Source organism: Pantoea sp. ICBG 828, from assembly GCF_002928355.1.
Taxonomy (GTDB): domain Bacteria; phylum Pseudomonadota; class Gammaproteobacteria; order Enterobacterales; family Enterobacteriaceae; genus Pantoea; species Pantoea dispersa.
Genome location: NZ_POWN01000001.1, coordinates 274,717 through 298,209 on the forward strand (window position 1 = coordinate 274,717; position 23,493 = coordinate 298,209).

The 23,493-nt window shown below is 60.0% G+C and carries 19 protein-coding genes; 13 read left to right on the top strand and 6 right to left on the bottom strand.

Annotated features, from left to right (window positions below; genetic code table 11):
• Positions 1-2 precede the first annotated feature (2 nt).
• Both C1Y43_RS01260 and C1Y43_RS01265 read left to right on the top strand, forming a co-directional pair.
• On the top strand, positions 3-2,975 hold the full coding sequence (locus tag C1Y43_RS01260; RefSeq protein ID WP_104186733.1) for a virulence factor SrfB: 2,973 nt from the start codon (positions 3-5) through the stop codon (positions 2,973-2,975).
• Positions 2,972-5,344, top strand: a complete 2,373-nt coding sequence (locus C1Y43_RS01265; protein WP_104186735.1) for a virulence factor SrfC family protein — start codon at positions 2,972-2,974, stop codon at positions 5,342-5,344. Before C1Y43_RS01260 ends, C1Y43_RS01265 begins: the two co-directional genes overlap by 4 nt.
• On the opposite strand, the gene C1Y43_RS01270 is transcribed toward C1Y43_RS01265, so the two are convergent.
• From C1Y43_RS01270 to C1Y43_RS01280, 3 genes are all read right to left on the bottom strand, one after another.
• Positions 5,345-5,614 carry a barstar family protein gene (locus C1Y43_RS01270; RefSeq protein WP_021506152.1) on the bottom strand — a complete coding sequence of 90 codons (270 nt, stop codon included), beginning with the start codon at positions 5,612-5,614 and terminating at the stop codon, positions 5,345-5,347.
• Positions 5,615-5,616: 2 nt separating this feature from the next.
• Entirely contained in the window at positions 5,617-6,051 is a 435-nt protein-coding gene (locus C1Y43_RS01275; RefSeq protein ID WP_021506153.1) for a ribonuclease domain-containing protein, read from the bottom strand.
• Positions 6,052-6,138: 87 nt separating this feature from the next.
• Entirely contained in the window at positions 6,139-6,489 is a 351-nt protein-coding gene (locus tag C1Y43_RS01280; RefSeq protein ID WP_021506154.1) for a helix-turn-helix domain-containing protein, read from the bottom strand.
• A 292-nt stretch (positions 6,490-6,781) separates the two neighbouring features.
• Between C1Y43_RS01280 and C1Y43_RS01285 the strand changes: the two genes are divergently transcribed.
• Positions 6,782-7,936, top strand: coding sequence for an efflux RND transporter periplasmic adaptor subunit (locus C1Y43_RS01285; protein ID WP_031279145.1), 1,155 nt, complete (start codon positions 6,782-6,784; stop codon positions 7,934-7,936).
• Positions 7,937-7,954: 18 nt separating this feature from the next.
• On the top strand, positions 7,955-11,110 hold the full coding sequence (oqxB, locus tag C1Y43_RS01290; protein ID WP_058758475.1) for a multidrug efflux RND transporter permease subunit OqxB: 3,156 nt from the start codon (positions 7,955-7,957) through the stop codon (positions 11,108-11,110).
• 192 nt (positions 11,111-11,302) lie between these two features.
• Here oqxB and C1Y43_RS01295 read toward each other — a convergent pair whose 3' ends face one another.
• Positions 11,303-11,788 (bottom strand): Rrf2 family transcriptional regulator, encoded by a 486-nt coding sequence (locus C1Y43_RS01295; protein ID WP_031279147.1) that lies wholly within the window; start codon positions 11,786-11,788, stop codon positions 11,303-11,305.
• 520 nt (positions 11,789-12,308) lie between these two features.
• Between C1Y43_RS01295 and C1Y43_RS23560 the strand changes: the two genes are divergently transcribed.
• Positions 12,309-12,521, top strand: a complete 213-nt coding sequence (locus C1Y43_RS23560; protein ID WP_088515833.1) for a hypothetical protein — start codon at positions 12,309-12,311, stop codon at positions 12,519-12,521.
• Positions 12,522-12,566: 45 nt separating this feature from the next.
• Here the strand turns inward: C1Y43_RS23560 and C1Y43_RS01300 are convergent, their stop codons facing one another.
• On the bottom strand, positions 12,567-13,754 hold the full coding sequence (locus C1Y43_RS01300) for an MFS transporter (protein WP_104186737.1): 1,188 nt from the start codon (positions 13,752-13,754) through the stop codon (positions 12,567-12,569).
• 210 nt (positions 13,755-13,964) lie between these two features.
• Here C1Y43_RS01300 and tus point away from each other — a divergent pair, with 210 nt between their 5' ends.
• A complete protein-coding gene (gene tus, locus C1Y43_RS01305) occupies positions 13,965-14,891 on the top strand; it encodes a DNA replication terminus site-binding protein (protein ID WP_104186739.1) in 927 nt (308 codons plus the stop codon).
• Between the two features lie 48 nt (positions 14,892-14,939).
• Here the strand turns inward: tus and fumC are convergent, their stop codons facing one another.
• Positions 14,940-16,337: a class II fumarate hydratase gene (gene fumC / locus C1Y43_RS01310; RefSeq protein WP_058758471.1), complete on the bottom strand. Its 1,398-nt coding sequence runs from the start codon at positions 16,335-16,337 to the stop codon at positions 14,940-14,942.
• Positions 16,338-16,534: 197 nt separating this feature from the next.
• Between fumC and manA the strand changes: the two genes are divergently transcribed.
• From manA to C1Y43_RS01345, 7 genes are all read left to right on the top strand, one after another.
• Positions 16,535-17,710, top strand: a complete 1,176-nt coding sequence (gene manA / locus C1Y43_RS01315) for a mannose-6-phosphate isomerase (RefSeq protein WP_104186741.1) — start codon at positions 16,535-16,537, stop codon at positions 17,708-17,710.
• A gap of 129 nt (positions 17,711-17,839) precedes the next feature.
• A complete protein-coding gene (locus tag C1Y43_RS01320; RefSeq protein WP_058769727.1) occupies positions 17,840-19,339 on the top strand; it encodes a YdgA family protein in 1,500 nt (499 codons plus the stop codon).
• A 133-nt stretch (positions 19,340-19,472) separates the two neighbouring features.
• Positions 19,473-20,036 carry a fasciclin domain-containing protein gene (locus C1Y43_RS01325; protein ID WP_031279149.1) on the top strand — a complete coding sequence of 188 codons (564 nt, stop codon included), beginning with the start codon at positions 19,473-19,475 and terminating at the stop codon, positions 20,034-20,036.
• Between the two features lie 43 nt (positions 20,037-20,079).
• Positions 20,080-20,634, top strand: coding sequence for a sigma-70 family RNA polymerase sigma factor (locus tag C1Y43_RS01330; RefSeq protein ID WP_021506166.1), 555 nt, complete (start codon positions 20,080-20,082; stop codon positions 20,632-20,634).
• On the top strand, positions 20,631-21,278 hold the full coding sequence (locus C1Y43_RS01335) for an anti-sigma factor domain-containing protein (RefSeq protein WP_104186743.1): 648 nt from the start codon (positions 20,631-20,633) through the stop codon (positions 21,276-21,278). Before C1Y43_RS01330 ends, C1Y43_RS01335 begins: the two co-directional genes overlap by 4 nt.
• A 392-nt stretch (positions 21,279-21,670) precedes the next feature.
• Positions 21,671-23,125: a methyl-accepting chemotaxis protein gene (locus tag C1Y43_RS01340; protein WP_233209788.1), complete on the top strand. Its 1,455-nt coding sequence runs from the start codon at positions 21,671-21,673 to the stop codon at positions 23,123-23,125.
• Positions 23,126-23,178: 53 nt separating this feature from the next.
• Entirely contained in the window at positions 23,179-23,415 is a 237-nt protein-coding gene (locus C1Y43_RS01345) for a hypothetical protein (RefSeq protein WP_021506169.1), read from the top strand.
• The last annotated feature ends 78 nt before the right edge of the window (positions 23,416-23,493 follow it).

Genomic DNA, 23,493 nt, shown 5'->3' on the forward strand with positions numbered 1-23,493 from the left:
CCATGTTGGCTCCCCTGATTGATGACAAACAGAAAATCACGCTGATCGAAGACAGCGGTGTGCAGTTTCTTGATTTTGGTCTGCGCCTGCCCGCGCTACAGGCGCGGCGGCAGTTTGTGCGCCAGACCGCCAACGGCCCGCTGCTGCGCCTCAACGTTGATGGCAACAGCGGCAAGTTTCTGCTCTATCCGCAGGATGGCGGTGCCGCTGAGGTAGTGCGCCCGGAGACCGATATCGCGCTGGCCGATTCCCTGACGCTGCTGGCCGGGCAGTGGCTGCCGCTGCCGGTGCTGCGCTGTTCCAGCGGCCGTCGTTTTATCGGTGGCCCGGATAACTGGGCGCGTCTGCGCCTTGCGCCGCTCAGCCAGCCCGACGCGGCGGGTAATACCCATCGCATCACCCTCGCCTTTGATACGCGCCTGGTGGCCGACGCGGACGGCGGTGAGCAGCTGGGGTTGAGCAAAGCCGATGCGCAGAACGGCGTCAGCTTTGCGCTGGCGTGGCACAACTATGAACTGGGCGAGTTCCTCGACCTTACCTGGGTTGACGGCTGGCTGCGCGAGACGTTCAGCCAGCAGGTGTATGCGCTGGAATCACGCCGCGAGCAGGAAGTGAACCAGGCGCTGCGCGAATTTGAATATCAGGCGCACTATCTCAACGTGCTGGAACTGCTGGGCGAACAGCTCGATCTGGCAGAAATCACTATCCAGGCGGCCTCACCGCAAACGCCGGCGGTCAACGTGGATATCATTCTCGACGTCGGCAACTCGCACACCTGCGGCATTCTGGTGGAAGATCACCCCGAAGAGAGCAACGGCCTGCGCCAGACCTATGAGCTGCAGCTGCGCGATCTGTCGCAGCCGCACCAGGTCTACAACGAGCTGTTCGACAGCCGACTGGAGTTTGCCGAAACGCACTTTGGCAAAGCCAACTTCTCGCTGGAGAGCGGCCGCGAAAACGCGTTTATGTGGCCCTCGCTGACCCGCGTCGGTCGCGAAGCCAGTCGTCTCGCGCTGCAGCGCGCCGGCACCGAGGGCAGCACCGGCCTCTCCAGCCCGCGCCGCTACTTATGGGACGAAGCGCGTTATCAGCCAGGCTGGCGCTTCAACGCCAGCGGCGGCAGCGACGAGCCGCAGGCCACTGCGCTGCCGTTTACGCTGTTGCTCAACGATGAGGGGCAGCCGCTGCATGCCCTGCCGGAAGATGACCGCCTGCCGGTGTTTTCTGCCAGCTACAGCCGCAGCTCGCTGATGACCTTTATGCTGTGTGAGCTGCTGGCGCAGGCCATGATGCAGATGAACAGCGTGGCCCAGCGCCAGCGTATGCCGCAAAGCCAGGCGCCGCGCCAGCTGCGTCATGTGATCCTGACGCTGCCGTCAGCCATGCCGAAGCCGGAGCGGGAAATTTTCCGTCGCCGCATGCAGGAAGCCATCGCGCTGGTGTGGAAAGCCGAAGGCTGGCATCCGGCCGACGCCGCGTTTGACGCCGCCAGCCAGGCGCACAGCCTGCGGCCGGTGCCGGATGTGCAGATGGAGTGGGATGAAGCCACCTGCGGTCAGATGGTGTGGCTGTTCAACGAAACCCAGGTGAACTTTGCCGGTCGGGCGGAAGATTTCTTCAGTAGCATGGCGCGTCCGGATCGCCCGCGCGAAGCGGATGAGCTGCCGGGCAAAAGCCTGCGCATCGCCTCGATTGATATCGGCGGCGGCACCACCGACCTCGCCATCACCCAGTATCGTCTGGATGATGGTCAGGGCAACAACGTGAAAATCACCCCGCGCCTGCTGTTCCGGGAAGGGTTTAAAGTGGCCGGCGATGACATTCTGCTGGACGTGATTCAGCTGTGGATCCTGCCCGCGCTACAGCAGAGTCTGCAAAAAGCCGGCCTGGCGCTGGCGGAACCGCTGATGAACAAGCTGTTTGGACACGACAGCCGCATGGACGGTCAGGCCACGCTGCGCCAGCAGGTCACCCTGCAGCTGTTTATTCCGCTGGCGCAGGCGGTGCTGGAGCGCTATGAAAACTGGAATCCACTCGACAGCCACAGCGAAATTAACGCGCTGTTTGGCGAGCTGGTGCCGCAGAAGCCAGCCAGCAGCGTGCTGGCGTTTGTCAACGGAGAGATTCAGCGCACGCTCGGCGGCGATAGCCGTTTCGATCTGCTTGACGTGCCGCTGGTGGTGAGCATGGCGCAGTTGCATGCTGAGTTCCTGCAGCACCGGATGGCGATCATCCCGGCGCTGCGCGCCATGTGCGAAGTGGTTTCCCTCTATCAGTGCGATGTGCTGCTGCTGACCGGTCGCCCGTCGCGCTTCCCCGGCATTCAGGCGCTGGTGCGTCATTTGCAGCCGCTGCCGGGTAGCCGCATTTTATCGCTGGAGGGGTATCACACCAGCGACTGGTATCCGTTCAACAAACAGGGACGCATTGATAACCCGAAATCCACCGCGGCGGTCGGTGCCATGCTGTGTCTGCTGGCACTCGATCTGCGTCTCAGCAGCTTCTGGTTCCGCGCCGGCGATTTTGAACCCTACTCGACCATTCGCTATCTTGGCGTGCTGGATGAAAACGCCACGCTGAGCGATGACAATCTGTGCTACAGCGAGATTGATCTCGACAGCCACAGCTTCGCGCTGGACCGTAAAAGCAGCTTCCGCATTCGCGGTAACGTCTGCCTCGGTTTCCGCCAGCTGGAGAACGACCGCTGGCCGGCGACACCGCTCTACAGCCTGAGCATTACCGATCCGCAGCTGGCGCGCCAGCTAGCGGGCGAAAGCGTGCTGCGCATCAGGCTGGCGGTACAACCGGGCCCGGATAACCTCGGCCCGGAGCGGCTGGTACTGAGCGAGGCGCGCATGGACGATGGCACGCGCGTGCCGCTGGAGCAACTGAGTCTGAAACTGAATACGCTGTCGGCCACCGGCAACGCCAATGCGCAATACTGGATCGACAGCGGGAGCGTGTGTAAACGATGAGAACTGCCAAAAAAGCCACGCCGGCGACACCTGCTAAACGCCTGGGTCTGCTGCAGGAGACGGTTGACGGCGCGCTGAACTGGGTGGAGAGCCACCAGGCGCACTCGCCGCGTCTGGCGCTGGAAGCCGATACGCTGCGGCTCCAGCTGCGGCGCGCCCGCGTTGAAAGCCACGCGCTGGCGCGACAGCTGGCGCGGCCGGTCACCCTGGCGCTGTTTGGTCAGTCGCAGGCGGGTAAAGCCTGGCTGCTGAGTGAAATGGTCGGCGACGCGCAGGGCCAGCTGATCGCCCGTCTCGGCGACAAAACCCTGAACTATTTTCAGCACATCAATCCCGGCAATCTCGATTTTGCCATCGCCACCCGTTTCAGCCATCAGCGTGAAGCGCAGTCTGGTGCGTGGCCGCTGGAGATGACGCTGCTGAGCGAAGCCGAGCTGATTCGTCTGATGCTGGCCGGCGCCAGCGCGGGCACCCAGCCGGACAGCGCGGCGATTGATGCCGCGCTGCAGCGCCTGCAGCGCCATCGCCAGAGCGAGATGCAGCCCGGCCTCGACAGCGACGCGCTGGTGACGCTGTGGGCGTGGCATCGCCGCCAGCCCGACCACGCCGAGGTGCTGGACCGCCATTTCTGGCCGCAGGCGATTGAGCTGGCACCGTGGCTCAACGTGGACGACCGCGTGCAGCTGTTTGCGCTGCTGTGGCCGCAGCGTCCGGCGCTGAATGAAACCCTGCGCAGCCTGCTGCATCTGCGCCATCAGCTGCGGCACGCGCCGCGCGTGCTGGCGCCGCTCAGCCTGCTGGTGGATGACGCCTCGCTGCCCGCTGAAAAGCTCATCGGCCATGACGCCGACCTGAACGAATTGATTGAAGTGTGTCCGGTTGTCGCCAACCGCGTGGGCAAACCGCAGTCGGTACCGCTCGGCTGGCTGGCGCTGCTGACGCTGGAAATCACCCTGCCGCTCAGTTCGACGCCGCGTCAGGCGCTGTATGACGAAGCCGATATGCTGGAACTGCCCGCGCCGGGCACGCCCGCCGACCGCGATCAGCAGGATGAGCGCGCAAGGCTGCAGGCGCGTGATGCGCTGCGCGCCAGTCTGCTGGAGCAGAAACGTGCCCTGCTGCCGGGCTTCTATGCCGCCCGTCAGGGCATCGATTTAATGCTGATTTGTACCGCCGCCAGCCAGCGTCAGGATGCGGATCTCGCCGCCAGCGCGCTGCGCGAGTGGCAACTGCAACAGAGCGCGACGGCCAGCGCAGACAAGCCGCGCCTGATTTGGGCGATTACGCCGCACGATGCGCGCTATCAGCAGTCGCAAATCAACGTCGATGAAGCGGTACAGCGGCAGATTGGTCAGCCTGGCCAGAGCTGGGGTTCCATGCTGGCGCGCGATCGCGCCGGCGTCGACCGCATGAGCAGTTGGCTGCAGGATGAGATGCAGCCGGAGGCACGGCGCGACCGGCTGGCGCTACAGCTCAGCACGCTGCAGCAGAAACTGGTGGAGCGTCTGCAGCCGTGGACCGAAGCCAGCGCCACGCCGGAACAGGCCGCGCGGAAACAGGCCATCGCCGATACGCTGCTGAAGTGTTTACAGCATCGCACCGGCCTGCATGGCGAGCTGCTTGAGCGTCTGCAGCCGTCGCGCGAAGCGGTGCGCCAGCTGTGGCTGAGTCAGAGCCACGGCAGCACGCCGTCCACCGGCGGTCAGCCGGCCGCGGTGGAGCAGAGCTATTTTGGTATTGGTTTTGAGTTTGACCTGTTTAACGATGAGCCGGTAACCACCGCCGAACCGCGCAGCAGCAGCGGCCAGCGCGATCAGCAGTTTCCTCAGCAGGTGTTCGCGCTGTGGCTGGCGCACCTGCGTCAGCTGCCGGAGAGCCAGAGCCTGCTGGCGCTGCTCAACGTTGATAAGCCAACGCTGGAACTGCTGGTGGAGGAGCTGATTACCGCCAGCTTCCGTCTGCAGGTGCTGAGCAAACTGCAAAGCGCGCTCAACGAAACAGAGACGCAGGTCAGTGCCCATGAAGCGCGCACCGATCGCCAGGTGTCGCGTGCCATGACGGTGCTGGGTGACTTTGTCGCCTGGCTCGGCTTCCTGCAGCGGGATGAACGTGAACGGCCGCAGAGTCGCGTCAATCGCGGCAGCCCGATTTTCGCCCGCCCGCCGGCGCCCAGCGTCAGCTTTTCGTCAGGCCAGCGTCTGACGCGGCTGTCTGCCGCGCCGGCTAACCACACCGCCTATTACATTTATGACTGGCTGGTGGGGTTAAATTCGCTGATCGTCGAGAATAACGGCTACACCGGCGGCGGCGATTTGCCGGCCAGCGCACGCCAGACGCTGGCGATTATGCTGCTGCCGCTGCACGCGTAGTCAGTGAGTAATCAGGCGCAGCTCGCCCGCCAGCTGCTGCGCCGCCTCTTCCAGCAGCGCCAGCACCGGGGCAAACTCCGCACTGGCGCTGACCTCGGCGACATGCTGCAGATGCAGCGTTGCCGGCAGCGCCATGCCGCCGGTTAGCCAGTCCCACAGCGCATCCAGATTGTAGCCAAAGCATTCACCGCAGCCGCTCTGTTCGACCAGCGCCTGATAAAAGGCCTGGCGCGTGCCCAGCGTGCGAAAATCAAAATGGAGTGTCAGCATAGTCAGGGTACCGGCGTGAAGCTGCGATAGTGATCGGTAGTGAGAAAGATCAGCCCATCAGAAGAGTAAAGCAGACGATCGGCATCGCGGTGGCCGCAGTCGTAATTGACGTCCGCTTCATACCACTGCCGTCCCGCCTGCATCGGCAGCCGCCGTTCGCGGTTACTGAAGCGATCGCCGCCAATCGCCCGTCCTGGCAACACCTCACACAGGTTACCCTGCGCCGGGTTCCAGCCCTGACGACGTGCCGCGCTTTTGGTGAGATAAAAATCAGGCAAACGGTGGTGCTGCTGGAGCCAGCGCGCCACGCGATGTGCATCGGTCAGTTGCGCAATATCCGTCTGTTTTTCTGGTGCAGTACCGCTCAGATGGGGCTTCAGCCCGATCCAGCAAACCACCAGCGCAAACAGTAATCCAATCCAGAGTTTTTTCGACATAGTGACATCCTGAAAAGCAGGACGCCGATAATAGCAGGTTTCAGGCGGGGAAAAACGCGGGCCAGCATGGCTGGCCCTGGCGGAGGTTTACTGCTGCATCGCGCTCGGGGTGTGCGCGGCGTGACGACGCCATGCGCCCGGAGCCACGCCATACTGGCGCTTGAAGCTGCGGTTAAACGACTGCTGTGAATCGAACCCCAGCGAAATGGCCACGTTAAGGATCGGTTCGTTGGTGGTGGTCAGGCGGTCGGCCGATTTTTTCAGCTTCTTAGCCCGGATGTACTCACCCAGCGGATAGCCGGTGTGCTCTTTGAACATACGCTGCAGGTGCCACTTCGAATAGCCGGCGCGCCCCGCTACGGTGTCCAGATCCAGACGTGCTTCAATGTTGTTATCAATCCAGTCGATCAGATCGTGAATAAAAGCGTCGCTCATCATCCCATTCTCTCCCGTCGCCATGGCGAACAGTATCAGTATCAGTTGCAATTACACTTTAAGGGTGACTGACTATCGCACTTAATGCAAGTTTTATTATTGCATTAAATGCCGCACTCGCCGTAGGGGCTTTCGCTACCTGTTACGAATTGATCAAAACCGCACATAAAGTGTATCAGATATTCTTGCAGATGCAGTTCGCCCAAGCCTACACTCCTGTGGTTTTAATGCAATCTTAAAAGTTGCAGATTTTTCGTACGTCTCCTTTCTTTTTCACCAACGCGGAATAACAACAATGCATCTGCAAACATATGGGGTTCGTCGGGCCGTAAGCCTGTCAGGAGTGATGTTGCTGGGAAGCCTGCTGGCCGGTTGTGATCGCGGTGTGGCGCAAAATGCGCCGCCGCCTCCGCCCGAAGTGAGTGTCGCGCAGGTGGTGCAACAAAAAGTCAGCCAGTGGGATAGCTTCAATGGCCGCATTGAAGCGGTGCAGAGCGTGCAGCTGCGTCCGCGCGTCTCGGGCTACATCGATCAGGTTAACTATCGCGAAGGCGATGAGGTGAAGAAAGGTCAGGTGCTGTTTACCATTGATGACCGCACCTACCGCGCCACGCTGGAGCAGGCGCAGGCCGAACTGGCCAGCGCGCGTAGCCAGGCGGCGCTGGCCCGCAGCGAGTCGGCCCGTACCGACAAGCTGATCGGCACCCAGGTGGTGTCGCGCGAAGAGTGGGAACAGCGGCGTTCGACCGCCAGTCAGGCGCAGGCCAGCGTGCTGGCCGCCCAGGCGGCAGTCGATATGGCGCAGCTGAACCTCGACTTTACCCGCGTCACCGCGCCAATTGATGGTCGCGCCAGTCGGGCGATGATCACCACCGGTAACCTGGTGACCGCCGGCGACAGCGCCAGCGTTCTCACCACGCTGGTTTCGCAGGACCGCATGTACGTCTACTTTGACGTCGACGAAGCGATTTATCTGCAGTACCAGGCGATGGCGCGTCAGGGCCAGAACCGCGGTTCGCTGCCGGTAGAGATTGCGCTGACCGGCGAACAGGGCTATCCGCACCGCGGCACCGTTGATTTTCTCGATAACCAGCTGACCGCCAGCACCGGCACCATTCGCATGCGCGCCACGCTCGACAATCAGCAGCGTCAGTTTACCCCAGGCCTGTTTGCCCGCGTGCGGCTGCCGGGCAGCGCAGAATTTAACGCGCTGCTGGTCGACGACCGCGCGGTGCTGACCGACCAGGATCGTAAATACGTTTACGTGGTTGATGCGCAGGGCAAAGCCGAACGCCGCGATGTTCAGCTGGGCGATCTGGCTAACGGCCTGCGTATTGTGCAGCAGGGTCTGAAGCCAGGCGACAAGGTGATTGTCAACGGTCTGCAGAAAGTGTTCATGCCCGGTATGCCGGTAAAAGCGCAGCCGGTGGCCATGCGCTCCGCTCAATAATAATCGAGACTGCCCGTTATGGATTTCTCCCGCTTTTTTATCGACCGACCGATTTTCGCCGCGGTCCTGTCGATTTTGATATTTACCACCGGACTGATCGCCATTCCGCTGTTGCCGATCAGTGAATACCCCAACGTGGTACCACCCAGCGTGCAGGTGCGCGCAGAATATCCCGGTGCCAACCCCAAAGTGATTGCTGATTCGGTGGCAACGCCGCTGGAAGAAGCGATCAACGGGGTGGAAAACATGATGTACATGAAGTCGGTGGCCGGCTCAGATGGCGTGCTGGTTACCACCGTGACCTTCCGCCCGGGGACCGATCCCGATCAGGCGCAGGTCCAGGTGCAAAACCGCGTGGCACAGGCTGAAGCGCGTCTGCCGGAAGAGGTGCGTCAGCTCGGCCTGACCACCCAGAAGCAGTCACCTACCCTGACGCTGGTGGTGCATCTGTTCTCGCCCCACGGCAAGTACGATTCGCTCTATCTGCGTAACTACGCCACGCTGAAGGTGAAAGATGAGCTGGCGCGTCTGCCGGGCGTCGGCCAGATTCAGATCTTCGGTGCCGGTGACTACGCGATGCGCGTCTGGCTCGACCCGAATAAAGTGGCGGCGCGCGGCATGACCGCCGGCGACGTGGTCAGCGCCATGCAGGAGCAGAACGTGCAGGTTTCTGCCGGGCAGCTGGGCGCAGAGCCGACGAAGAAAGAGAGCGATTTCCTGCTGTCGATCAACACCCAGGGGCGGCTGGAAGATGAGGCGCAGTTTGGCAACATCATCCTGAAAACCGCCGATGACGGCACGCTGGTGCGCCTGCGTGACGTGGCGCGCATCGAGATGGGCTCCGGCAGCTATGCCCTGCGTTCGCAGCTGAACAACAAGGATGCGGTTGGTATCGGTATCTTCCAGTCGCCGGGTGCAAACGCCATCGACCTGTCGAATGCGGTACGCGCCAAGATGGCCGAGCTGGCAACGCGCTTCCCGGATGACGTGCAGTGGGCCGCGCCTTATGACCCGACGGTTTTCGTGCGTGATTCGATCCGCGCCGTGGTCCAGACGCTGTTCGAAGCCATCGTGCTGGTGGTGCTGGTGGTGATTCTGTTCCTGCAGACGTGGCGCGCCTCGATCATCCCGCTGCTGGCCGTGCCGGTGTCGGTGGTCGGTACCTTCAGCGTGCTCTATCTGCTGGGCTTTTCGCTCAATACCCTGAGTCTGTTCGGGCTGGTGCTGGCGATTGGGATCGTGGTCGATGACGCCATCGTGGTGGTGGAGAACGTCGAGCGTAACATTGAACAGGGCTTAACACCGGTGGCGGCGGCTCACCAGGCGATGCGCGAGGTCTCCGGGCCGATTATCGCCATCGCGCTGGTGCTGTGTGCAGTATTTGTGCCGATGGCCTTCCTCTCGGGCGTAACCGGTCAGTTCTATAAACAGTTTGCCGTGACCATTGCCATTTCGACGGTGATTTCGGCGATTAACTCGCTGACGCTCTCTCCGGCGCTGGCGGCGAAACTGCTGAAGGCGCACGGTGCGCCGAAGGACCTGCCGACGCGCCTGATCGATCGTCTGCTGGGCTGGGTGTTCCGGCCGTTTAACCGCTTCTTCCAGCGCAGCTCAGACGGCTATGAATCGATGGTCGGCAAAACCCTGCGCCGGCGCGGTGCGGTGTTTGGCGTATACGTGCTACTGCTGGCCGGTGCCGGCTTCATGTTCCACACCGTGCCAGGCGGCTTTATTCCGACCCAGGATAAGCTGTACCTGATTGGTGGCGTGAAGATGCCGGAAGGCTCATCGCTGGCGCGTACCGATGAAGTGATTCGTAAGATGAGCGAAATCGGCATGAACACCGAAGGCGTGGCCTACTCCGTCGCCTTCCCCGGCCTGAATGCGCTGCAGTTCACCAATACGCCGAATACCGGCACGGTGTTCTTCGGTCTGAAACCATTCAGCGAGCGCAGCCGCACTGCGGCGGAAATTAATGCTGAGATCAACGCGAAAATTTCCAAAATTCAGCAGGGCTTCGGTTTCTCCATCATGCCACCGCCGATCCTCGGTCTGGGCCAGGGATCGGGCTATTCGCTGTATGTGCAGGACCGTGCGGGCCTGGGCTATGGTGCACTGCAAACCGCGATTAATACCCTGTCCGGTGCGGTGATGCAGACGCCTGGCATGATGTTCCCGATCTCCTCCTATCAGGCCAACGTGCCGCAGCTGGATGTGCAGGTCGATCGCGACAAAGCCAAAGCACAGGGGGTATCGCTGACCGATCTGTTCACGACGCTGCAGGTGTATCTGGGTTCGTCTTACGTCAACGACTTCAACAAGTTTGGTCGTACCTGGCGTGTGATGGCGCAGGCTGACGGGGATTTCCGCGACAGCGTGCAGGATATCGCGAACCTGCGCACCCGTAACGATCGCGGTGAGATGGTGCCGATTGGCAGCATGGTGAACATCACCACCACCTACGGTCCGGACCCGGTGATTCGCTATAACGGCTATCCGGCGGCCGACCTGATTGGCGATGCCGATCCGCGCGTGCTCTCTTCCGCGCAGGCGATGGAGAAACTCGAGGCGATGTCCAGCCAGGTGCTGCCGAACGGCATGAATATCGAATGGACCGACCTGAGCTATCAACAGGCAACCCAGGGCAACACCGCGTTTATCGTGTTCCCGGTGGCGGTGCTGCTGGCGTTCCTGGTACTGGCGGCGCTGTATGAGAGCTGGACGCTGCCGCTGGCAGTGATCCTGATCGTACCGGTGACGATGCTCTCCGCACTGGTTGGCGTGTGGCTGACCGGCGGCGATAACAACGTGTTTGTCCAGGTCGGTCTGGTGGTGCTGATGGGGCTGGCATGTAAGAACGCCATCCTGATCGTCGAGTTTGCCCGCGAACTGGAGATGCAGGGCAAAGGGATTGTGGAGTCGGCGCTGGAAGCCTGTCGCCTGCGTCTGCGCCCCATCGTCATGACCTCCATCGCCTTTATCGCCGGCACCGTGCCGCTGATTCTGGGCGAAGGTGCGGGCGCCGAAGTGCGTGGCGTCACCGGCATCACCGTGTTCTCGGGCATGCTGGGGGTTACGCTGTTTGGCCTGTTCCTGACGCCGGTGTTCTACGTGACGCTGCGTAAGCTGGTGACGCGCAAACAGCAGCCGGCGGTGGAAACGCAGACGGTGTAAACGCTAAGGAGTAAAACCCCTCCGGGCCATCGTGCCCGGATTTTTTTTGCCTGTCGCGGCATGACGATGTTACACAGCAACAGTGCGCCTCTGCGCCAGAGCACAGCAGCCGGATTTCACAGGATTTACAGGGGTAGATTGTGCGTACAGAAGCGGAATGGAAAAGTGCGCATCAGCGATGCGCACGGGAGGTTAGCGGTCTTTTTTGCAGAGTTCGGCGATTTCGAGGTCAGGCAGCGGTTCGCAGTTGCTGGTATCGTGCTTTTTCAGCTCGTTAAGGGCATCGGCGACGGTGCGGGTTTCCAGCACTTTAAGCGACGCCTCTTCCGCTTGCTCCGCGATCGATTTGAAGTACCAGCACAGGTTGGCGCTGACCAGGCAGCGCGGTGCGACATCGGGGCGCGACGCCCACAGTTTTTTGTCTTCAATCACTGAAGTGTAGATATCGCGCAGCGTGATCTCAGCGGCCGGACGACCCAGATGGATCGAGCCGGTACGGCCAAGCGTCGAGACAATGATGCCATCGCGCGTTAACGGAACCATGAGTTTCCGAATGAAACTGGGGTTCGCTTCAAGACCGTACGCCAGAATGGCACTGGTCGAGCGTTTCCCCAATTGCTCCGCCATCGCTACGCTCAAAACCATCTGCAAAGCTGTCGGGAAGCGGTAATCTAGCATTTCTGTTTCCTGAGTTGCGGCCTATTTTCTTGTTTTTATACCGCGGCAGTGAATAATCAATGAGCAATAAATATAACAAACACTGTTGCTTTTTAGAATACCGAAAATGCTTTCCGCCCGTGACTAACCTGCGCTATTACCCGCCTTGATATCGAATTAAAGTATTGAATTTAGATAAAAATATTTCAACATGACCTGCCGCTGACCGCTTTAGCACTCTGAGCCTTGCGCAACAATATGCGCGACGTGTCACTTTTTTGCCCCCACCGCTGTAGCTGCGGGCTGATGAAGGACGTTGTGACAAAGGGACGATTATTTCTGCACGGGTGTCGCGCCGTGTGCGCAACCGACCTTCAGACAAGCCATTGTTTCTGTGTAAGAAACAAAAACACACCGGCGAAGGGGCTACGTCAGGGTCGATTAACCGGTTTCTGAAAGGAATAATATTGATCAGGGTCATGATTCCCTTGCTATTTTTTGCACAAAATGCGCGCCGTTACTATTTTCGAGGCGCGAAATAATGTCTGTATTATCCCCGGTCGTCGGCGCGTTATTGCTGACCGTTCTCCCGCTGACGGTGGGCATCATCACGGCGGCAACCAGCTGCCTGAACGCGCCAACCTTATGGCAATGCGTACGAATGGCACCCCTGCCTTTCGTTGTCTCGGCTGGCTGCACTCTGCTGTTAAGCGCGTTGTGTTGCCTGCTGCAATATCTGACGGATCGCCACTAAAGCGCAGCAGCGGCCATCTCTGCCCGTTAGCCGTCAGTGGCGATTTCACCCTGCGGATTCCGGAGCGCCTGCCGGCAATTTCCGCTTCAGCACCACCACCAAAAGCACGTTGATGAGCGCCAGCCCGCATAACAGCCACAGCGTAGCCTGCGCGCCGGAATGCTGGAAAATATAGCCGCCAATCAGCGGCGTGAGCGCCTGACCAATCAGCGCCGGTCGCGCCATGCGGCCAACCACAATGGCGTACTCTTCCGGTTTTACCATCGCCAGCGGCAACGTACCGCGCACGATAGCCCGCAAGCCATTTCCTGCACCGTACAGCACCATACTCACCAGCGCCCACGCGGGATAACAGGCCAGCAGCAGTAATCCCAGCGCCACCAGTCCGACCGAGAAGAAAGTGGTCCAGATGGGATGGCCGCGTTTGAACGCCATATCGACAATGCGCGACGCCACCTGGCACGGCCCCAGCAGCGTGCTGATCGCCAGCGCGGCGCTCAGCGAATGCCCGCTCGCCTGCAGCAGAGTAATCAACTGCACCGATATCGCCGTCATGATCACCGACGCGAGGGTAAAGATGCTGCACAGCAGCCAGAACAGCGTGGGGGCCAGCGAATTCTGTGCGGTATGCTGTTGCGTGGCTTTTGGTATGGATGGCGTGCGCGGCGCCGGTAGCGCATACAGGTAAGCCGGCAGCACCGCCAGGCACAGCAGCGCGGCAATGGCCAGACAGGCGCCGCGCCACTCCAGCCAGTGGATCAGCAACGCGATGCCGGGCCACACCAGTGAGGTACAGAATCCTGAGATCAGCGTAATACCGGTAATCGCGCCACGCGCCTGGCCGCCATATAAGGTGCCCAGCGTGGCGAACAGCGCGTCATACAGGCCCATCGCCATGCCCGCGCCGATAATCAGCCAGGCGAACAGAAATAGCGGCAAATTGTGGCTCAGCGCCATGATAACCAGCCCTAGCGCCATCAGCGCCCCGCTCGCCGCCAGCAGCCGGCGACCCTGTGCGCGGGCAATCAGCCGGCCGCACAGCGGTGCCAGCAGGCCGGAGACCAGAATGCCGAGCGAAAGTGCGCCATACACCCACTGCTGCGACCAGCCGGTTTCCGCGATGATCGGGTTAGCCATCACGGCCATCAGATAAAACGATCCGCCCCATGACAGGATCTGCACGGCGCCGAGCGTGACGATAGCGGGCGCGCCCGGTTTTGGCTGATACTCCACAGCTAATATCCGTTAACAGGTAAATCACGGTTATAGCATGTTCATCCGGCAGGAAAAATGCCCGCGCGTCCTGTTGAGCCGAATTCCACGCCGGGGTTTCAGCGACTGGATGGATAAACCCTATTATAGTATGTTGTAACTAGAATGCCTGCTTGCTCGCCGCGTCATTCAGTGCCACCCTTAGGTATGTTGTAACTATGGAGAACCGCGATGGCTCGCTATGATTTGGTGGCTGATTTACACGAATGCGTGAATACGCTGGAGCGCGAACTTACTGCACTGCGGGCGTCGGTTGAACAGCAGCCGCTGTTGCTGGCGCGCGTATTCAGCCTGCCGGATATCGAGAAAGGCAAAGAGCATGATGAAATCAACCGCATCGCGGTGACCCAGCATCTCGGTAAACGCGCGCGCGAACTGGCCCTCGCCCACTATTGTCGCCTGTTTATGCAGCATCAGTCGGAAAAACTCAGCACCAAAGCGGCGGTGCGTCTGCCTGGCGCCCTCTGCATTGAGGCGGATGAGGCGGCCAGCCAGCGACTGGAGCAGCAGGTCACGACCATCAACACCCTTAAACAGCGGCTGGAGCAATTGATCACCGTCGACTCCGGCCTGCCGAGCGAGGCGCGTTTTGAGTTTGTGCACCAGCATCTGCGTGGCCTGATCACGCTCAACGCCTACCGCAGCGTCACGCTACTGCAGGCGCCGGATACGCTGCGTTTTGGCTGGGCGAATAAAAACATCATCAAGAAGGTGACGCGCGAGGCTATCGTCGGGCAGCTGGAGCGCAGCCTGAAGGCGAACCGCGCGCAGGCACCGTGGACGCGCGAACAGTGGGCAGAGAAAGTGCAGCAGGAGCTGGAGCGGGTGCGGTCATTGCCGGACGGCGCGCAACTGAAGATCAAGCGGCCGGTTAAAGTGCAACCTATCGCGCGGCTGTGGCGCGCCAGCGAGAAAAAACAGCTGCAGCTGGCCTGCCCTTCGCCGCTGCTGGTGTTGTGCCGCGATCGTACGCAGGTGCCGACGCTGGGTGAACTGCTGGATTACGATGCTGAAAACATCGCGCACCGTTACAAGCCGCTGGCGCAGCCGCTGCATCTGATCATCCCGCGGCTGCATTTATGGAGTGACCGTCTGTAAGGCAAAAAAACAGCGCGACAGGTCGCGCTGTAGTGTCCGGCAGTAAAGCTATTGCTTCATGCTGCCAACCATCTCTTCCGGCCGCACCCATTCGTCAAACTGCGCTTCGGTCAGGTAGCCGAGCTTCAGCGCCGAGGCTTTCAGCGTCAGCCCCTGCTTGTGCGCCTGCTTGGCAATTTCCGCCGCTTTGTCATAGCCGATATGAGTATTCAGCGCGGTAACCAGCATCAGCGACTCGTTGAGCAGCTGATCGATGCGCTCGCGGTTGGGCTCAATGCCCACCGCGCAATGGTGATTGAAGCTGTCCATGCCGTCGGCCAGCAGCCGTACCGACTGCAGGAAGTTGTGGATCACCATTGGCCGGTAGACGTTGAGTTCGAAGTTACCGGATGCACCGCCCATGTTCACCGCCACGTCATTGCCCATCACCTGGCAGCACAGCATGGTCAGCGCTTCACACTGGGTAGGATTGACTTTGCCTGGCATGATCGAGCTGCCGGGCTCATTTTCCGGGATGCTGATTTCACCGATACCGCAACGCGGACCGGACGACAGCCAGCGCACGTCGTTAGCGATTTTCATCAGCGAGGCGGCCAGGCCTTTCAGCGCGCCGTGCGCATGCACCAGCGCGTCGCAGGTCGCCAGCGCTTCAAACTTGTTGGGCGCGGTGACAAAAGGTTGCTGCGTCAGGTCGGCCAGCGCTTTCGCCACGCGCACCGCATATTCCGGATGGGTATTCAGGCCGGTACCGACCGCCGTGCCGCCCAGCGCCAGCTCGGCGACGTGCGGAATACTGTGTTCGATGTGCTTCAGATTGTGCTCCAGCATGGCAACCCAGCCGGAAATCTCCTGGCCGAGCGTCAGCGGTGTGGCGTCCTGCAGGTGGGTACGACCAATTTTAACGATGTCTTTAAACGCGGCGGACTTCTCGCTCAGGGTGTTTTTCAGCACCTCAATTTGCGGGATCAGCTGTTCGCGCAGCGCAATCACCGCGGCAACGTGCATCGCCGTCGGGAACACATCGTTGGAGCTCTGGCTCTTGTTAACATCATCATTCGGATGCACTTTGCGCGACATGCCGCGCTCGCCGCCCAGCAGTTCGCTGGCGCGGTTCGCCAGCACTTCATTCATGTTCATGTTGGTCTGGGTGCCGGAGCCGGTCTGCCAGATGGCCAGCGGGAACTCGTCGCTGTGCTGGTCGGCCAGCACCTCGTCAGCGGCGTCGATAATCGCCCCGGCCCGTTCAGCCGGCAGCAGCCCCAGATCGCGGTTAACCTGGGCGGCGGCGCGCTTGGTCAGCGCCAGCGCATGCACCAGCGCCACGGGCATCTTCTCGGTGGAGATGCGGAAGTGCTCCAGCGAACGCTGCGTTTGTGCGCCCCACAACTTATCTGCCGGAACTTCGATCGGACCCATTGAATCTTTTTCAATGCGGTTGGCTGCCATGACTACGTCTCCTTAGCTCAGATTTTGAGGTTTCCGCCTAAGTCGTCTTCCCGCGACGCCTTAGAGCGAGCAAGATTGTCACATACAAGAAATTAACATTATGCGAGCCCATCGCGTTTATTGCACTTGTTCGTGTATTTTCTATGGCACTTTCTGCTTTAATACGCTTATTTACTTACCGTTATTAAGGGTAAACGATGCAAAAATTGAACAATTCGCTGCAAAATTATGCATGGGGCAGCAAAACCGCGCTGACCGAACTCTACGGCATCGAAAACCCGCAGGGATTGCCGATGGCGGAATTATGGATGGGCGCGCACCCCAAAAGCCCCTCTACCGTTGAAGTGAATGGCGTCACCCGTTCGCTGCGTGACGTGATCAATGACGATCAGGTCGCGACGCTGGGCGCTGCGGTAGCGCAGCGTTTCGGTGAGCTGCCGTTTCTGTTTAAAGTGCTGTGCGCCGATCAGCCGTTATCGATTCAGGTGCATCCCAGTAAAACTGCCGCTGAAGCCGGTTTCGCGCGTGAAAACGCGGCGGGCATTCCGCTCAGCGCCGCCGAGCGCAACTATAAAGATGCTAACCACAAGCCCGAGCTGGTCTATGCCCTGACGCCGTTCCAGGCGATGAACGGCTTTCGCGAACTGCCGGAGATTGTCTCGCTGCTGGAGCCGGTCGCGGGCGCGCATCCGCAGATCGCCCATTTCCTCGAAAACGCCAGCGAAGCCGCGCTGGCTAAACTGTTCGCTACCCTGCTGTCGCTGAAAGACGAGAGCAAAACCCGCGCGCTCGGCGTGCTGAAATCCGCGCTGAACGCGCGCGAAGGCGAACCGTGGCAGACCATCAAAACCATCGCCAGCGACTATCCGGACGATAATGGCCTGTTCTCACCGCTGCTGCTGAATGTCATCACCCTGCAACCGGGTGAGGCGATGTTCCTGTTCGCCGAAACGCCGCATGCCTATCTGAAAGGCGTGGCGCTGGAAGTGATGGCCAATTCGGATAACGTGCTGCGCGCCGGCCTGACGCCGAAATTCATTGATATTCCGGAACTGCTGGCCAACCTGAAGTTCGAGGCCAAACCGGCGGCGACGCTGCTCACGCAGCCGCAGACGCAGGGCGACAGCCTGAACTTCCCGATTCCGGTAGAGGATTTTGCCTTCGCCATCCATACGCTCTCGGCCACGCCGCAAACGCTGGCACAGCACAGTGCCGCCCTGCTGTTCTGCATTGAAGGCCAGGCGGTGATTGAAAAGGCCGGACAGCAGCTGGTACTGCAACCGGGCGAATCCTGCTTTGTCGCAGCCAGCGAGTCGCCGGTGAGCGCGGCGGGGACCGGTCGTCTGGCGCGGGTGTACAACGCGCTGACGTGAGGCGGCTGACGCCTGCAGCATTAACTGCTATTATTTCAAACTATTAATTAAAAAACGCCTGCGGGCGTTTTTCTTCACCCGTCGCGCGGCCCAACGGTATGCGCACGCAAGGATAAGGACGACTCAGCGATGAAAAAGACCAAGGTTGCCGTAGGTGTGATTGTGGCGCTCGGCGTAATCTGGACTGGCGCAGCGTGGTTTACCGGTAAACAGCTGGAAAGCCACATGGATGAGATGCTGCAAAATGCCAACAGCCAGATCAACGCGTACGCGCCGAATAGCCGTCTGACGCTCAGCTATCAGGATTACCAGCGTGGCGTATTCAGCAGCAAAACCAAACTGGTGATTCAGGCCAGTTCGCAGACCGAAGACAATCCGCTGCTGAAGCCGGGTCAAAGCATCGTGCTCAACGAAACCATCGACCACGGTCCTTTCCCGTTTGCTCAGCTGAAACGCGGCAACCTGATCCCCAGCATGGCCTCGGTGCACACCGAACTGGAAAACACCGATGCGGTGAAGAAACTGTTTGAACTGACTCAGGGCAAATCGCTGGTTAATGCCGATACCCGCGTTGGTTACAGCGGCGCGACCGATACCGCGCTGCACCTGCTGCCGGTGGATTACAGCAATGCGCAGACCGGTGATCGCCTCGCCACCAACGGCGGCACGCTCAACGTCAGCGCGGACAGCAAAGGCGACAAAGTGAGTCTGCAGGGCGACTTCTCCAGCATCGCCGTCACCAGCAAAAACCAGCTGCAGCAGCCGGTGCTGTTTACCCTTAATGGTCTGAAGCTGGGCGGTGACACCCACCTGAGTCCGGAAGGCGTGCGCGTCGGCGACCAGACCATCACGCTGGATAAGCTCGATGCCAGCATTAACGGTCAGGAAGGCCTGACGCTGGAGAAGCTGGACGGGAAGTCCTCGTTCGACAACAAAGACGGTAAGATTGGCGGCCAGATTGATTATCAGGTTGATAGCATCAGCCTGCAGAAACAGCCGTTCGGCGAAGCCAAACTGGCGATGAAATTTGCGCAGTTTGATGCTCAGGCGGTGAAAACCTTCTCTGACCAGTACAATGCGCAGATGCAGGATCTGCTGAACCAGCCTGGCGTGGTGGACGATCCTATCCGCTACCAGGCCAGCGTGCAGACCATTCTGAGAAATAACCTGCCGACCCTGCTGAAAGGTTCACCGACCGTGAGCGTGGCACCGCTGAGCTGGAAAAATGACAAAGGCGAGAGCACGTTCAACCTTAACGTCGGTTTTAACGATCCGGCGACCGTCACCGGTGAACCGCAGAGTCTGGGTGCCGCCGTGGATCGCGTGCTGAAAACGCTCGACGGCAAGCTGAGCATCAATATGCCGATGGCGACCGAAGTGATGCGTCACGTCGGGCTGGCGGAAGGTTATCAGGGTGATGACGCGCAGAAGCTGGCCGATCAGCAGGTGAAAGGCCTGGCGGCGATGGGCCAGATGTTCCGCCTGACGCAGCAGCAGGACGATAACATCACCACCAGCCTGCAATACGCTAACGGTCAGGTCACCATGAATGGCGACAAAATGACGCTGGAGCAGTTCCTGTCGCGCTACATGTTAGGCGCGCCAACCAGCGAAGGCATGCCAGAGTAATCCCCGCGGCAGCCCGCTCCGGGCTGCCGTTTTCCCCCGGCAAAAAAATTTCACCCTTTTCTGCATCCGTTCAGCCGCACCGTACGTATATCCCTTTGTGAGCACCCTTCTGCTCCTTCAATGAGGATATATGATGAAAAAGTTAATCAGTTATGCCGTCCTGTCTGCCGCCCTGCTTGGCGCGAACGCTGCGATGGCGGCCATGCACGCCGATTCGGTGATGGTAGGCGGCGCGGCAATGTATCCACAAAAAAACATTATTGAAAACGCCCTGAACTCGAAGGACCACACTACGCTGGTCGCCGCCGTTAAAGCCGCGGGTCTGGTCGATACCTTACAGGGCAAAGGCCCGTTTACGGTGTTTGCGCCGACTAACGCCGCCTTTGCCAAACTGCCTGCCGGCACCGTTGATGCACTTCTCAAACCGGAAAACAAAGCCAAACTCACCAGCGTGCTGACCTACCATGTGGTCGCCGGTAAATATGATATGAAAGCGCTGGAGCAAAAAATTAAACAGGGTGGCGGTAAAGCCGAATTGAAAACGGTGAATGGTCAGCCGCTGTGGATTATGAGCAACGGGCCACACAATATTCAGCTGAAAGATGGTCAGGGTAATGTGGCAAATATCAGCACTTATGATGTAAACCAGAAAAATGGCGTCATTGACGTTATTGATACCGTCTTAATGCCTGAATAACTGTCTATACTCGGTAAGGTTAAACAAACCGGCCAGGAGTATTATGGACGCCTCTCAGGCTGAGCAACAAATAGCCTTAATACAGGCGGTCGCGAAGCGCGATCGCCTGGCTTTTGAACAGCTGTACCGGCTGACTTCCCCGCATCTGTTTGCGGTAGCGCTGCGCATGTTACGCCAGCGGGCGTGGGCGGAAGAGATTCTGCACGAATGCTACATCACGGTCTGGCACAACGCCGCGTCATTTAACAGCGCGCTCAGTTCTCCCCTGACCTGGATGACGCACATTGTACGCAACCGTTGTATTGACTGGCTGCGCAGCGGCTATGCCAGACAATTCCATGCAGATGAAGCCTGGCTCGACGATTTAAGCAGCACGCCGGGTGACGTCAGTCTGGATGAGCAGCACGATCGCGAGGTTGCCCGCCTGCACCACTGTCTGCAGCATTTGAGCAGTGAACAGCGCCAGTCGATCGCGCTGGCCTATTATCAGGGCTTATCACATAGCGACATTGCCGGGTGGCTGCAGCAGCCGGTCGGCTCGGTTAAAAGCTGGATTCGACGTGGCCTGGACCATCTGCGGGAGTGTGTTGGACGATGAGTGACAAGGTGCAGCGGGATGACGCCCTGGCGGCGGAGTACGCCCTCGGCACGCTGCGCGGCAGCGCGCGATTGCGCTTTCAGCGCAGACTGCAGGCCGAGCCGGTGCTGGCGGCGCAGGTCGCCCGCTGGCAGACGCTGCTGGCGGGTCTCGACCAGGTTCAGCCGCCCGTCACACCGCCGGAAAGGCTGTGGAAAAAAATTGCCCTTTCCCTGCCGCCCGACAAGCGCGTCGCGCCCGCACGCCGGACGCTGCCGTGGCTGGCTGCCGCCTGCGTCGCGCTGGGCTTCGCGCTGTCGGCTTACTGGCTGCGCGAGCCGGTGATGACACCGCTGGCGGTGCTGACCGATGCGCAACACAGTCAGCAATGGGTGGTGAGCGCCAGCCGCCGGCAGGACGTGATTAGTCTGGCGCCGCTGCAGGTCAGCGCGGTCAGGGCGGATCAGAGTCTGGAACTGTGGCTGATTCCGCCTGGCCGGGCGCCAGTTTCACTCGGTCTGGTCACCGGAAGTGCGCCGCAGCAGTATCCGATTGAGAAACAGCAGTCGCTGGTTAAGGCTACGCTGGCGATCAGTCTCGAGCCGCACGGCGGTTCGCCAACCGGACGTCCAACGGGTCCGGTGCTTTACAGTGTGAATTTATAATCGGTGATGGTCACGGGTGAAATTAGCGTTAACGCGGCAGCGTTTATTATTTGTTGACGCCCAGCGTGTTGCAGGCGGAGTGCTGTTAATCATTACGGCGTGACTTAAGCTAAATTAACGGGCACAGAACGCTCAATTTCAGCAAACGGCAAAAACAATGAATGTTTATTTATCCGCCGGCGAGCCTGACTGCCGCGGCCCGGCGAAATAACCCTTTTATAAATTAATCTGGCGTGTCTTCGGGAAAGAAATATTTTATCGACGATTCATTTTCTTTTTCAGAATTCCCTGCCATGCTTAAAACGCTAAACCATAGTACGCGATATTATCGCGAACAATAAATAATAACGCTCGACACCATTGTGTCTTAAACGACACCGGGGAAACTCACCATGCAATTTCTTAAAAACTTCACCATTCGCCGGGTTGTGCAGTGCATCCTGGTCGCGGCGCTGCTGATTGTGGCGCTGGCCGGGATCTATGGCAGCACAGTGCTGCGCGACATGCATCAGCGCGAACTGCATAACGCCACACTGACCAGCCAGCTGCTGTTTCTCAATCGCGCCAGTTTAGTGATGGCATCGGGAACCACGGCGGCAAAAGCGGCCGTAGCGGCCGATGCCCCGGTCGATAGCGACTGGGCGCCGCTGCGTACCGCCCTCACCGCATCGCCGGCTGACTTTGCGCTGCCTGCGGCTGAGCGCCTGCAGTTGCTGCAGCGCGACATCGCAGCGAATAACCATGCCGACCAGTCCGATCGCCAGCGTCTGCAAATGGCCTTTGGCATTGCTGCACTGCTGATGCTCGCGCTGCTGCTGTTCTGTGACCGTTTTCTGGTCACGCATCTTGTACGGCCGCTGGGGGCGCTGCGGGAACATTTCCGCGGCATTGCCGCTGGCGATCTTACGCGGGAACCGCAGGATTTTGGCCGCAACTGTGTGGGTCAGCTGATTCCGCTGGTCAGGCTGATGCAGCAGAGCCTGCTGACCACGGTGCGCGCCGTGCATGACAACACCGACGTGCTGCGCAAAGAGTCTGCGGATATCGCCAGCGGCAACGCCGATCTGTCCGACCGCACCACCCGCCAGGCGGCTGCGCTCGAGCAGACCTCGGCCAGCATGGAGCAGCTTAGCGCCACCGTAGAGAAAAATGCCCACAGCGCCGGCGAAGCGCGCGAGCTGGCTGAGGATGCGGCGCGCACCACGCGCGACGGCGAAGCGCTGGTGAAAAGCGTGTCAGCGATGATGGCCGATATCGCCGCCGAAGCCGATAAAATCCGTCAGTTCACCGCCACGGTTAACAGCATCGCGTTTCAGACCAATATTCTGGCACTGAACGCGGCTGTTGAAGCCGCCCGCGCCGGCGAGCAGGGACGCGGCTTTGCCGTGGTGGCAGCTGAAGTGCGCATGCTGGCACAACGCAGCGCCAGCGCCGCGAAGGAGATCGAAGGGCTGATTAATGGCACCGTGACGCGCGTTGGCGAGGGCGCGCAGACCGCGCAGCGCGCCGGCGCCATCATGGACAGCGCCACGCAAAGCGTTTCCGCAGTCACCTCGCTAATAGGCCAGATTGCGCTGGCGTCAGACGAACAGAGCAAAGGCATTGCCCAGGTTACGCTGGCCGTGACCGATCTGGATCGCGTTACCCAGCAGAATGCCGCCCTGGTGAAAGAGATTGCCGCCTCGGCCGGCAGCCTGAATGGCCGTACCGGAACGCTGGCTGCGGTGATCAGTCATTTTAACTTTTCTGACAGCCCGCAGCACAGCGCGCTGCTGGCCGGTCAGCGCCCCGTTTCAGCCATTGACAGCTTCGCGACAGAAAAGCTTGCCGTCTCTGACCCGGCATAGCTCGCAGCCGATAACCATACCGCCAGGGACAGGCCACAGAAAGAGAAGAACTTATGAGCCATCAATCATTGCAGCACATCGTTCCGGTTCAGACTGATGTGCGTGACTTACGCATCGCCACGGGCATGACCCAACTGCACGCGGCTGAACGCTTCGACCTCAGCCTGCGGGTCTGGCAGATGAAGGAGTCCGCAGCAAAACCGTCGCCGCTCAGTCAGGGAGAATATGAGTTTTTGCTGCTGCTGGCAGGAAAACATCCCTATTTTAGTCTGACGGCCAGAGCCCGCTAATGCCGTGCGCGCTGGCCGTTGCGTCAGCGCCACCGGCGATAACCGGGGATCCGCTTCCTCCACCCGGCGTGATTAATG

What these genes read in the sequence shown, in the direction of transcription:
- C1Y43_RS01260 (WP_104186733.1), top strand. Translation starts at nt 3, where the DNA reads ATGTTGGCTCCCCTGATTGATGACAAACAGAAAATCACGCTGATCGAA.
- C1Y43_RS01265 (WP_104186735.1), top strand. Translation starts at nt 2,972, where the DNA reads ATGAGAACTGCCAAAAAAGCCACGCCGGCGACACCTGCTAAACGCCTG.
- C1Y43_RS01270 (WP_021506152.1), bottom strand. Translation starts at nt 5,614, where the DNA reads ATGCTGACACTCCATTTTGATTTTCGCACGCTGGGCACGCGCCAGGCC.
- C1Y43_RS01275 (WP_021506153.1), bottom strand. Translation starts at nt 6,051, where the DNA reads ATGTCGAAAAAACTCTGGATTGGATTACTGTTTGCGCTGGTGGTTTGC.
- C1Y43_RS01280 (WP_021506154.1), bottom strand. Translation starts at nt 6,489, where the DNA reads ATGATGAGCGACGCTTTTATTCACGATCTGATCGACTGGATTGATAAC.
- C1Y43_RS01285 (WP_031279145.1), top strand. Translation starts at nt 6,782, where the DNA reads ATGCATCTGCAAACATATGGGGTTCGTCGGGCCGTAAGCCTGTCAGGA.
- oqxB (WP_058758475.1), top strand. Translation starts at nt 7,955, where the DNA reads ATGGATTTCTCCCGCTTTTTTATCGACCGACCGATTTTCGCCGCGGTC.
- C1Y43_RS01295 (WP_031279147.1), bottom strand. Translation starts at nt 11,788, where the DNA reads ATGCTAGATTACCGCTTCCCGACAGCTTTGCAGATGGTTTTGAGCGTA.
- C1Y43_RS23560 (WP_088515833.1), top strand. Translation starts at nt 12,309, where the DNA reads ATGTCTGTATTATCCCCGGTCGTCGGCGCGTTATTGCTGACCGTTCTC.
- tus (WP_104186739.1), top strand. Translation starts at nt 13,965, where the DNA reads ATGGCTCGCTATGATTTGGTGGCTGATTTACACGAATGCGTGAATACG.
- fumC (WP_058758471.1), bottom strand. Translation starts at nt 16,337, where the DNA reads ATGGCAGCCAACCGCATTGAAAAAGATTCAATGGGTCCGATCGAAGTT.
- manA (WP_104186741.1), top strand. Translation starts at nt 16,535, where the DNA reads ATGCAAAAATTGAACAATTCGCTGCAAAATTATGCATGGGGCAGCAAA.
- C1Y43_RS01320 (WP_058769727.1), top strand. Translation starts at nt 17,840, where the DNA reads ATGAAAAAGACCAAGGTTGCCGTAGGTGTGATTGTGGCGCTCGGCGTA.
- C1Y43_RS01325 (WP_031279149.1), top strand. Translation starts at nt 19,473, where the DNA reads ATGAAAAAGTTAATCAGTTATGCCGTCCTGTCTGCCGCCCTGCTTGGC.
- C1Y43_RS01330 (WP_021506166.1), top strand. Translation starts at nt 20,080, where the DNA reads ATGGACGCCTCTCAGGCTGAGCAACAAATAGCCTTAATACAGGCGGTC.
- C1Y43_RS01335 (WP_104186743.1), top strand. Translation starts at nt 20,631, where the DNA reads ATGAGTGACAAGGTGCAGCGGGATGACGCCCTGGCGGCGGAGTACGCC.
- C1Y43_RS01340 (WP_233209788.1), top strand. Translation starts at nt 21,671, where the DNA reads ATGCAATTTCTTAAAAACTTCACCATTCGCCGGGTTGTGCAGTGCATC.
- C1Y43_RS01345 (WP_021506169.1), top strand. Translation starts at nt 23,179, where the DNA reads ATGAGCCATCAATCATTGCAGCACATCGTTCCGGTTCAGACTGATGTG.